The sequence below is a fragment of the Streptomyces sp. ADI95-16 genome, from assembly GCF_003721495.1.
GTDB lineage: Bacteria > Actinomycetota > Actinomycetes > Streptomycetales > Streptomycetaceae > Streptomyces > Streptomyces goshikiensis.
Window position 1 is genome coordinate 6,757,150 of the sequence record NZ_CP033581.1, and the last position, 10,586, is coordinate 6,767,735.

The following is a 10,586-nucleotide window of genomic DNA, read 5'->3' on the forward strand; positions in this document are numbered from 1 at the left end:
GTCGGCGGCCGGAACCGGCGGGTCACGGGGTCGCCGGAGCGGGACGTCCCGGGGGCGGGAGCCCCACCTGCCCCGCCAGGAAGGCGAGGCACTCGGCTTGCAGGGCCACCGCGCGGGACGCGGAACGGTCACCGTGGCCGACACCGCGCTCCAGCCGCAGCAGCACCGGACCGGTACCGGAAGAGGCGTGCTGGAGCGCGGCGCACATCTTGCGGGCGTGCAGCGGATCGGTCCGGGTGTCGCCGTCCGCGGCGACCAGCAGCACCGCCGGGTAGGCGGTCCCGGGGGTGACCCGGTGATAAGGGGAGTAGCCGAGCAGCGTCGGCAGCAGGGCGGGGTCCCGCGCGCTGCCGTACTCGGGCGTCCAGCTGGGCCCGAGGCCGGACAGTTCGTAGCGGACCATGTCCAGCAGGGGAGCCACGCACACCACGGCGGCGTACTTCCCCGGCTGCTGGGTGAGGGCGGCGCCCACCAGCAGCCCGCCGTTGGAGCCGCCCATGATCGCGAGGCGGCCCGGCTCGGTCCAGCCCTCCGCGATCAGGCGGTCGCCGGCCGCGGCGAAGTCGTCGAAGGTGTGCTGCTTGTTCCTCCCGCTGCCCGCCCGATGCCAGGCCTCGCCCTCCTCGCCGCCGCCGCGCAGGCCCGCCCAGGCGAACACCCCGCCGGCCCTGACCCAGGCGAGGACCTGGGCGCGGTACCGGGGCGACATCGTCCGGCCGAAGCCGCCGTAGCCGGTGAGCAGCGCGGGGCGCGCCACGTCCGGACGGCCGGTGGGGGAGATCACGAACATGCGCACCGTCGTACCGTCCCGCGAGGGGAAGGCGACCTGGCGGGTGACCGCGCCGCCGACGCCCTGGGCATCCGGGGCGTCGCGCTCCCAACGCGACGCGCGGCCCGTCCGGGCGTCGAAGCGGAGCACCCGGGGCGGTGTGACGAAGTCGGTGTAGGCGAAGTAGGCCTCGTGACCACCGGGCGGCCCGGCCGAGAAGTCGCCGACCGCGCCGGTGCCGGGCAGCGGGACCGTGGCGATCCGCCGGCCCTCGACCAGGTCGTGCACGGTCACCTCGGCCACCGTGTCACGGGTCCAGGCGGCCAGGCCGAGCGGGTGCTTGAGCTCCGGCCCGGACAGCACGACGAGGTGGGTCAGCACCGCGTCGGGCCGTTCGGGGATCACCTCGCGCCAGGCAGCGGGGCCCAGACGCAGTTCGGCCGGCCGGCACGCGACGACGCGTCCGCGAGCGGCGTCGCGGTCGGTGCGCAGCCACACCAGGTCCCGCGGACCGGTGCCGGGCACCGCGTACAGGCGGGTGGCGGCGTCCATGCCCTCCTGGACGGGCCGCAGCTCCGGGCGCTCCAGCGGCCCCGCCCACAGGTCGGCCAGGTAGAGATCGGTGCCGCGGCCGGTGCCGAGCGTGGCCGTGACGCCGAGCCAGCGGCCGTCCGCGGTCACGGAGACGCTGTAGAACTGGGTCTTGTCCCGCCCCTCACCGAAGACCAGGGCGTCCGTCCCGGGGTCCGTGCCGACCCGGTGCAGGCACACCCGGCGGTGGTAGCGCCCCTCGCCGGGGTGCAGCAGAGGGTCGAGGTTCCTGACGTAGTAGAACGCCTCACCGCCGGGCAGCCAGCCGATCGACGACCTCCGCACCCGGTCCACCGGCCCGTCCACGATCCTCCCGGTGGCCACGTCGAGCACCCGGAGCAGTGAGTCCTCCGTGCCGTTGCGGGACACCTGGAAGGCCAGCAGATCGCCCTCCACGGAGGGCTCCCAGGCGTCGAGGACGGTGCGTCCGGACGGGTCGAGGGCACTGGGGTCCAGCAGCACCCGCTCGGTCGAATCCGCCCCCGCCTCCGCCACCATGAGCACGGGATGCTCCTGACCGGCGTCCTGCCGTAGCCAGAAGACCCTGCCGCCGCGGACCTCGGGAGACCGGGCGCGGTCCACGGCGTCGATCGCCGCCACCTCCGCCTTCCAGCGCTCCAGGTCCGCCCAGGACGCCCGTTCCGCCTCGTAGAGCGTTTGCTGCTCCGCGCTCCAGCGGAGCGTCGCGGGGGACTCGGCGTCCTCCAGCCGGCGGTACGGGTCGGGGACGCGCAGACCGTGCGCCTCCTCGACGACGTCCTGCCGCTCCGCGTGCGGATAGCGGCGGGTTTGCGGGATCACTCTTTGCTCCCTCATCCATCGGTGGGTCGGGGGTCGTTGGACCGGTCGACGACGCGGGCGGAGAGTTCCTCGTCGTCGTGGTGGGCCACGACCTCGACGCCCTCCCTCTCGTTCGCCGCCGGGTCCGCCGGCGCGGCCGTGTCATCGCCGGCTTTCGCGGCGGCCTTCTCGGCGCCCGTGTCGGGCAGGGCGGCCATCGCGAAGACGCCGGCCAAGAGGACGATCAGCCCCGACGCGGCGATGATCGTGTCGACGGGGCCGAACCGGAGCCCGCCGAGCGAGCCCCCGACGTCCCGCAGCACGGATCCGGCGAGCCAGCCGGACAGGGCCGCGGAGAGCATCGCCGCCAGTCTCGTCACCGGGTAGAACACGGCCATCACCCGGCCCCGGTAGTCCGGGGGCGCCGCCGCGAGCAGCAGCGGTGACATCGCGGTGTTCAGCATGGTGAGCGGAACGGCGAACGCGAAGAGGAGGGCGACACCGCCCAGGAAGCCGGTCTGCCGGGAGTAGGCCACCAGCAGCACACCGCTCACCAGCAGGCCGATCCAGGTGGTCCTTCGCGCCCCGAGCCACTGCACCATCCGGCCCCCGCACAGCGCTCCCGTGATGCCACCCGCACCCATGGCCATGCCGAGATACCCGTAGAGGTGGGCGTCCGCGTGGAGGTTGTCGGTGGCGAAGAAGACGTTGAGGGTGCCCAGTGCCCCGGCCCCGAACTGGCCTATGACGGCGAGCAGGAGCAGCGCCACCAGGAACCGGCTGCCCGCGAAGAAGCGCAGTCCGTCCATGAACTCCTTGCGCAGCGCGCCCCGTTGCCGCTCGACGGGCCTGCGCGCACCGGCCGGCCCGGCGGAGCCCGTGCCGAGCTCGCGTACGCCGATGGAACGGATCGCGATGTACGACACCGCGTACGACAGGCCGTTGAAGAGCAGGGCCCACTGCAGCCCGACGGTGAACAGCAGCGGCGCGGCGAGGGGCGGCCCGATGATCCAGGCCGTCTCACCGGTCGCCTGCGCGATGCCCGCCGCCCTGGCGCGGTCCGCATCCCCGGTCACCAGGTCCGCGAGGACCGCGAAGCGCGCCGGGGAGAAGAACTGGCCGGCCGCGTGGAGCAGGAGCACGGTCGCGTAGATCAGGGCGAGCCAGACACCGGTCGGGAGGGCGCCGGCCGGCAGGAAGGTGACGGTCGTCAGCACGGCCACCAGGACGCCGCGGAGCACCTCGCTGCGCAGCATCGTGGCGCGCTTGTCCCAGCGGTCGACGAACACGCCCGCGAGCGGACCGATGACCAGCACGGCGACGCCCGACGCCATCACGATGCCGCTGACCGCCAACGGCGCCCACGACTCGCCCTTCGCCAGTACGGTGGCCACCCACAGCACCAGCGTCGTGCTGAAGACGGCGTCCCCGATGGACGAGACGGCCTGGCCGAACCAGAGCCGGGTGTAGTCGCGGTTGATCAGGGTCAGCCGCGGTGTCATGACGGCCTCGGCGACGCGACGATCAGCGCCATGAGGGCGGTGACGAGGGTCGTGTGGTACGCCGTCCGGAAGAACTCCCCGCCCGAGGCCGACGGGTTCGCCCCGCTCGCCGCCGACCGCCCCGGGATCGCCCCGTCGGGCCGCTGGGCCCGCACCAGGCACTCCACGGCCGCGGTTCCCGAGGGCGTGTCCAGCGGCTCGCTCCCCAGGATGAACTGGGTGAGGACCAGCTCCGCGGCCAGGTCCCACAGGTCGTGCTCGACGCTGTGGCGCAGCAAGCGGTCGACCAGGTCCCGGGCGTGCGCCAGGGACTCCCCGCCCAGCCCGGGGGCGGTCCGGCCGAAGTCGCCGAGATAGAAGGCGGTGTGCGTCACGGCGTACGCCTGCGGGAGGGTGAGCGGCGCGCCGTCCCCCGAGGTCGCGTCCCCCGGCTCGGCGGCGCGGAACGCGACGAGCGGGCTGTGCGGCAGGAGCTCGGCGTACGGCTCGATGGTGTGGCGGACACCGGCCTTGTCCGCGTAGTGGCGGATCTCGACGCGCTGGTAGGGGGACTTCCCCCGCGGCGAGAGGAACGCGGGGTCGAGCCCCGCGAGCGCCCTGCGGACCTGGGCGTCGTCGATCGCGTCGGGGGCCAGTGCGGCGTAGATCAACCCGTAGCCGGACGTGTACTTCGGGACCTCGGCGAACAGCCGCGGGAGGTCCGGGTCCTGCCAGAGCCCCCGGACCAGGGCCCCGGCCTCGCCCAGCGCCTGCGGGGGCTCGGCCAGGCGGTCCGCGCAGTGGCAGAGCAGCGCCAGTTCCAGCGCCGCCTTCGCCCTTCCGAGGGGCGCCGAACGGACGTTCGCCGAGAACGGGTCGAAGAAGTCCAGGTTCCCGCCCAGCCAGCCGAGCGCGCCGGCGGAGAGCTGCTCCAGGGGTGAGGACATGACTACAGGCGCCCCGTCTCGTGCAGGTAGTCGAGCAGGGCCGTGTCGACGGAGTCGCGGAATCGCGCGAGGGTCCGGGCGTCCTCGTCGTAGCGGTAGAGGTCCTGGCAGGCGATCCAGCGGTCGCGGGTCTGCGCGCCCGGCCGGTAGCCGTCGGCGGCCGTGCCGACCTCCCAGTCGGGTTTGCCCGCGGTCTCCCAGCAGCTGGCCAGGGTGCCGTCCGCGCTGACCACCGCGCCGTAGCGGCCGTCGGTGTGACCGCAGGTGACACAGGTCTTGCGGGCACCGGGGCGGGCCACGGTGAAACCGAGGTCCAGCGCCCGGCGCTGCCAGCGGGTGAAGGCGGCGGGGAGTTCGCCCGTGTGCAGCAGACTGTTGGCGTAGCCGACCCCCACGTCGCCGATCCGGGCGAAGTACAGCGTGCACCGGGCGGGGTCGAGCGCGCCGGCGAGCCGGTCGATCAGGGCGTCCACGCCGTGGAAGGTCTCCTGGGAGACGTTCACCCGCAGCGTCCACTGGAGCGGAGTGTCCTCGGAGGCCTTGGCCATGTTGCCGACGATCTTGTCGAAGGTGGCGCCGCCGTCCGCCCGGCCGACCCGGATCCGGTCGTGGTCGGCGCGGTCGCCGTCGAAGGTGACCTGGACGGAGGTCAGTCCCAGGTCGGCGAGCCGGCGGGCGAGGGACGGGGTGAGCAGCGTGGCGTTGGAGATCATCCAGGCGGAGGTCGGCGCGATCCCCGCGGCCCGCTCCAGCAGTTCGAGACATCCGCGCGGGTTGAGCAGGGGCTCCCCGCCGAAGAGCAGGATCCGGAGCTTGTCCAGGCCGGCTTCGGCCATCTGCCGCTCGGTGAAGCCGAGTATCTCGGTGATGGTCTTCGAGGTGAGGCGGGTCTGGGCGATCCGGGGCGGCCGGCTGCCGCCCGCCTGGTCCTGGGCGGTGTTCTGGAAGCAGTACCCGCAGCCCAGGTTGCAGTGGGTGCTGGTGAGGACGGTCAGCGAGTAGGAGCTGATCCGGCCGGGGGTGAACATGCCGCTCTCGTGCAGCCGCTGCTCCGCGTCGGGGCGCAGGCCCCCGTCGGCCGTGACGTGCCGGTCGCGCAGCCGAGCCACCCCGCCCGGGCCCAGGAACCACCAGTTCCGCTCACCCTTCAGGAGGCGGGCGCCAAAGGGGAGGGGCTCGCGGGTCTCAGCGGCCGTCACCGCCGGGCCCGGGCCCGGGGGCGGGCTGATGTTCACGGGCAGGCCGATACTCACCACTTGGTCGATGCTCACAGGGCCTCCCTTTTGGCCGTTGCCGCTGTCAGGGCAAGCTCGTCGGTCCGGCCGCCGGTGACGACGAGCGTCATCAGCGCCACGGCGAGGGTCACTTTGTAGGACTTCCGGAAGTACGCCACGGGCGTGGCGTCCGCCGGGACCCGCTCGGTGGCGGAGCGCCCGGGGATCGCCCCGTCAGAGGCCTGGGCCGCGCAGAGCATCCGCAGGCCGGCCGCCCCGGAGGGGGTGCGCAGCGGATCCGCGCCCAGGCAGTACTGGGCGAGCAGCAGCTTGGCCACGACGTCCCAGTCGCCGAGGGCCACGCAGTGGTCCGTCAGCCGTTCCACCACGCGCAGCGCCCGCGCCCGTTCCTCTTCGGGAAGGCCGGGATCGCGCAGGCCGAAGTCACTGAGGTAGAGGAGGGTGTGCGCCACCTGGCAGCCGTCCAGGTCGGCCACGGGCAGCGTGGCGGCGCGGGGGAGCGGACTCGCCTCGTACAGCTCCTCGTACGGGGCGAAGCGGTGCGGGGCGCCCGCGAGGTCGGCGTAGAACCTGGCCTCCAGATGCAGGAACGGCGGCTTCCGGCCCGGCGTCAGGTAGCTGCCGGCGGCCAGCCTGGCCAGCACGGCACGGGGCGCGTCGGTGACGGCCCCGGCCGGTGCCAGCGCCGCGTACATGAGCTCGAACTGCCGCGCGTGCCGGACTTCGAGGGTGAGGAGCTGAGGGAAGTCGGGACGCTGCCAGACGTGTTCGACCACTCCGGTCACGCCGGCCACGGAGGGGTCCGCGGGCGCGCACCTCTCCCAGTAGCGGCGGAGCATCGCGAGCTGCAGGAGGGCCTTCACCCGCGGGGTCACCGGCAGTTCGGCGTGCGCCGCCGGGGAGTCGAGGTAGGCGGCGTGCAGCCCTATCCACCGCCGCGTGCCCACCGACAGGCCGGTCACGGCCTCATCGAGGTCTACTGATCGCGTACTCATGGTTCTCCTTTGAGGAAACGGACGCCGTGGCCGAGGGGGCGCCGGCCGGGGCAGCGCCGGCCGGGGCAGCGCCGGCCGGGGCAGCGCCGGCCGGGGGAGCGGTGGACGCCCCGGCCACCCGCTCGACGACGTCGGCCGCGCGTACCGCGCTGTCCATCGCGGCCAGCCTGCTGCCGAGCACGTGAGCGCGAGAGCGCAGACCGTCGTCCCGCCACGCGGACTCCAGCAGCGGCGAAGCCTCCACGGAAGGGTTGTTCGGGAAGTGCACGGCCACGCCGGCCCGCATACAGGCACCGGCGAGCAGGGGCTGCTCCGAGCCGTTGGGCGAAAGTGCGAGGGGCCGGCCGCGCAGGAGCGCGGCCAGCACGGGTGCGGAGGTGCCGCTGCTCAGCACGAGCCCGGCGCGGTCGACGAGCGGTCCCATCCACCGTTTGCGGACCAGCAGGATGTCGGCGTCCGGGGCGGGCCGCGGGTCGGTCGAGCGGCCCTGCTCGACCACCGCCTGGAACCTGCCGCCGGTGAAGGCCTCGTTGAGCCGCGGCCACAGGCTCCTGCCCTCGAAGAAGCGGCCGAGATGGACGTAGACGACGGGTTTGCCGGACCGCGACAGGTGATCCCCTATCGCCTCGACCTCCGCCGGGTCGGGTGCCGGTTCCCAGGACAGCGGACCCACGTGATGGACCCGCTCGGGCAGCCGCGCACCCGGATACTCCAGCTCCGGATCCCCGCGCAGGAGCAACGCGTCGCCCAGCAGCGGTTCGTCCCCCCACCGGGAGGCGCGCCCCGCCAGACCGGCCTGCTCCCGGAGGTCGGCGTGGAGCCGCAGGCAGTCATGGGTCCTGCTCCGCCGGGTACGGCCCAGGTGCGGCTCGTCGTCGCCGCCGGCCCGGTAGTCCCACAGGTGCACCGAGAGCCCGATCACCGCCACCGGGATGTCCAGCGTCTCGGCGGCGAGCAGGGCGCCGTTGCAGAGCACGGAGGTGACCAGCAGGTCGGCCCCCGTCTCCCGGGCCGCGCGTACGGTCGCCCGGTACTGTGCCGCTCCGGTCGGCCCCCACCACGTCGCGGAGAACGCCCGGTGGCCTCCGAAGTCCTCGGCCGCCGCGAACGGCAGTCCGGCATCGGCGGCGACGGGCGCTGCGGTGGACCGGCCCAGCACACTGACGTCATGGCCCCGGCGCCGTAGTTCCCGGCCGGCCGCGATCGACGGGTAGAGATAGCCGCCGTCACTGAGCGGGCAGAGAAGGATCTTCATGACGTGCCGCTCCATCGGTGTGGCGGTTCCGGTGCCGGGGTGGCCGCGGGCCCCCGGCTCAGGGCAGGATCTGCCGAGAGCCGGGGGCCCGCGCGGTGCTCAGACTCGATGACGAGATGTCACATCTCGTGGGAGTTGTTGACGATGCAGCCGGCCTCGGCCTCCTCGTCCTCGCGGTGGGCGACGACCTCGATGTCCTCGTTCTCGGTCTCGGGGTTCGTGTTCTCGGGCATGTCGTTCTCCTTCGGTTGACGGCGTCGTTCCGCCGGCTGAGAAGAAAGTTACGGAGACCCGGTACGGGACCGCCTGGCCACCGGTTCGGCGCCGGTATACGCCGACTTCACGGACGCGGTACGCCCCCGGGATCCCGCCGTACGCCCCGCCGCGCCCCGGCGTCCGCCCGCGCCGACCTGCGGATCAACCGACAACCAGGCGTTGGTGAACCGGAAGCCTGCCACGCGCGGGCACGATCCGAGCCATGATCCGCGCGCGGCACGGGCGTGCGGCACGAGCAACAGAGGAGGAGACGTGGAGCTGGCTGAGCTCATAGGCCTGCGGCCGGTGCCCTGTGGTGGCCTGCTGGTGGCGCTCACCCGCCGCTGCCCCCTGAGCTGCGCACACTGCTCCACCAACTCCTCCATGGCGGTCTCCGACGAGCCCGACCCGGAACACCTGCTGCGCTTCATCGGTTCGTTCGGCGCGGGGGACCGCCCCGAGGTGGTCATGCTGACCGGCGGTGAACCGCTGCTGCTGCCCGAACTGGCGGCTCGCCTGGCCGGTCTCGCCCGCGCCGCGGGCTCCCGCGTGGCGCTGCTCAGCGGAATGTTCTTCGCCCGTGACGGACGCGTCCCGGACCGGATCATGCGAGCGATCACGGCCCTCGACCACTTCTCGGCGAGCCTGGACGTCCACCACGAGCGCGAGGTCCCGCGCGCGGATGTGTTGCGCGCCCTCCGGGCCGTCCTCGACGCCGGGATCCCCGCCAGCGTCCACCTCACCGGTACCGGACCCGACGACCCGTATCTGGCGGACGCCGTCGCGGACATCCGCCGCGTCTTCGCCGGCCGGGTGCCCATGCTCGTCAACGAGGTCCGGCCGCTCGGCCGCGCCGCGGGCCTCGTCCCGGCGACACCGGCCGGACCGGACGGCTCCCGGGCGACGCCCTGCACCCTCGCGGCCTGGCCGGTGGTCGCCTTCGACGGGACCGTGGCCGCCTGCTGCAACCAGTGGACGGTGGACCGCCGCCCCGTTCCCCCGCACCTGCGGCTCGGACACATCGCCGAGGACGACTGGCCGGCCGTCCGCGAGCGCTCCCTCGGCTCCCCGGTGCTGCGGATGCTGCGCTCCGTCGGCCCCCAGCGGCTGCACGCCCGCTACGGGACCTCGCCCGCCCCGGCCGGCTACTGCCGCGGCTGTCACGCACTCGCCGACCGCCCCGAGGTCCTCGCGGGCGCGGCCCGCGACGCCGGCGGCCGGGTCGGCGAACTCCTCGACCGGCTCAGCGCGGAGCAGCAGCTCGCCGCCGGACCCGCCGCCCTGGTGAGCCGCCTGGGCTGCGCCCGCTACGCGCACCTGGTCGAGTCGGTTCCCGCGGCCGGGAAGAGCGGCCGATGACCGCCACCGCCTCCCTCGCCCTCAGGACCAAGCTCACGCCCACCACCACCGTCTTGAGGGCCGCGACCGCGGCCCTCTGGCGACCGGACGGACTACGGCAGCGGTACCTCCGCTACCTGGCGGCCATGCACCCGCTCGTACGGGCCTCGGTGCCGTTGCTGGAGCGGGCCGCCGAGCGGTGCGCCGAGCTGGACGACCCGGGCGCGCGGAGGCTCGCGGCGTACTACACCCGCCACGCCGGGGAAGAGCGCGACCACGACACCTGGCTGCTCGAAGACCTCGCCGCCGCCGGTGCCGGGCCGGCCGCCGTGCCGCACCCCGTCGTCGTCGAACTCGCCGGGGCGCAGTACTACCGGATCGAGCACGAGCACCCCGTCACACTGCTCGGGTACATGGCGGTCCTGGAGGGCAACGCCCCCGGGCCCCGCCTCGCCGACCGCCTCACCGAGGCCACCGGGCTCCCCGACGGCGCGTTCCGCACCCTCAGGGAACACGCCGAGCTCGACGGCGGCCACCTCGAAGACCTTCACCGGGTGCTCGACGAACTCGCTCCGACCCCGGCCCGGCAGACCGCCGTCTCCGTCAGCGCACTGCACACGGCGAACCTGCTCACCCGGCTCTTCCTCTCCCTCGCCGCCGACCCCGGAGGACACCCGTGACCGAGGACACCATGCCGTACGAAGACGCCTCGTCGGGTGATTCCCCCTCCGAGCCCACCCTGGAGGAGCTGGCCGCCGCGGGGTTCGAACTCGACGCCCTCAGCGAAGAGCAGTACGAGGTCCTGCGCGCGCTGTCCCCGGAGGAACTGGCCCTGCTCGTCGACATCAGGGGGCGGCTCGACGCGGCGGCTCCCGAGGTGCAGGCCCATGCCGACGTGGCGGGCGGCGCTCTCTTCTGACCCCCGGCCGCCCCGCCGTCC

The 10,586-nt window shown here is 73.9% G+C and carries 9 protein-coding genes; 3 read left to right on the forward strand and 6 right to left on the reverse strand.

The window, feature by feature from the left end; genetic code table 11:
- Nucleotides 1–22: 22 nt before the first annotated feature.
- From EES41_RS30140 to EES41_RS30165, 6 genes are read right to left on the reverse strand one after another with little or no spacing between them, the layout of a single operon-like run.
- A complete protein-coding gene (locus EES41_RS30140; protein WP_254211610.1) occupies nucleotides 23–2,161 on the reverse strand; it encodes a prolyl oligopeptidase family protein in 2,139 nt (712 codons plus the stop codon).
- A gap of 11 nt (nucleotides 2,162–2,172) precedes the next feature.
- On the reverse strand, nucleotides 2,173–3,642 hold the full coding sequence (locus EES41_RS30145) for an MFS transporter (protein WP_123081140.1): 1,470 nt from the start codon (nucleotides 3,640–3,642) through the stop codon (nucleotides 2,173–2,175).
- A complete protein-coding gene (locus tag EES41_RS30150) occupies nucleotides 3,639–4,568 on the reverse strand; it encodes a hypothetical protein (RefSeq protein WP_123081141.1) in 930 nt (309 codons plus the stop codon). Before EES41_RS30150 ends, EES41_RS30145 begins: the two co-directional genes overlap by 4 nt.
- Before the next feature lie 2 nt (nucleotides 4,569–4,570).
- Complete coding sequence (locus EES41_RS30155; protein ID WP_123082783.1) at nucleotides 4,571–5,797, reverse strand: radical SAM protein; 1,227 nt, start codon at nucleotides 5,795–5,797, stop codon at nucleotides 4,571–4,573.
- A 38-nt stretch (nucleotides 5,798–5,835) separates the two neighbouring features.
- Nucleotides 5,836–6,798, reverse strand: coding sequence for a hypothetical protein (locus EES41_RS30160; protein ID WP_123081142.1), 963 nt, complete (start codon nucleotides 6,796–6,798; stop codon nucleotides 5,836–5,838).
- Nucleotides 6,770–8,053 carry a glycosyltransferase gene (locus EES41_RS30165; protein WP_254211612.1) on the reverse strand — a complete coding sequence of 428 codons (1,284 nt, stop codon included), beginning with the start codon at nucleotides 8,051–8,053 and terminating at the stop codon, nucleotides 6,770–6,772. Before EES41_RS30165 ends, EES41_RS30160 begins: the two co-directional genes overlap by 29 nt.
- Before the next feature lie 528 nt (nucleotides 8,054–8,581).
- On the opposite strand from EES41_RS30165, the gene EES41_RS30170 reads away from it, so the two are divergent.
- Genes EES41_RS30170 through EES41_RS30180 form a run of 3 tightly spaced genes read left to right on the forward strand, consistent with a single transcriptional unit; the run spans nucleotide 8,582 to nucleotide 10,565 of the window.
- On the forward strand, nucleotides 8,582–9,667 hold the full coding sequence (locus tag EES41_RS30170; protein WP_123081144.1) for a radical SAM protein: 1,086 nt from the start codon (nucleotides 8,582–8,584) through the stop codon (nucleotides 9,665–9,667).
- Entirely contained in the window at nucleotides 9,664–10,326 is a 663-nt protein-coding gene (locus EES41_RS30175; RefSeq protein WP_123081145.1) for an iron-containing redox enzyme family protein, read from the forward strand. The genes EES41_RS30170 and EES41_RS30175 overlap by 4 nt, the downstream gene beginning before the upstream one ends.
- Nucleotides 10,323–10,565, forward strand: coding sequence for an aroma-sacti cluster domain-containing protein (locus EES41_RS30180; protein WP_254211613.1), 243 nt, complete (start codon nucleotides 10,323–10,325; stop codon nucleotides 10,563–10,565). Before EES41_RS30175 ends, EES41_RS30180 begins: the two co-directional genes overlap by 4 nt.
- Nucleotides 10,566–10,586 lie beyond the last annotated feature (21 nt).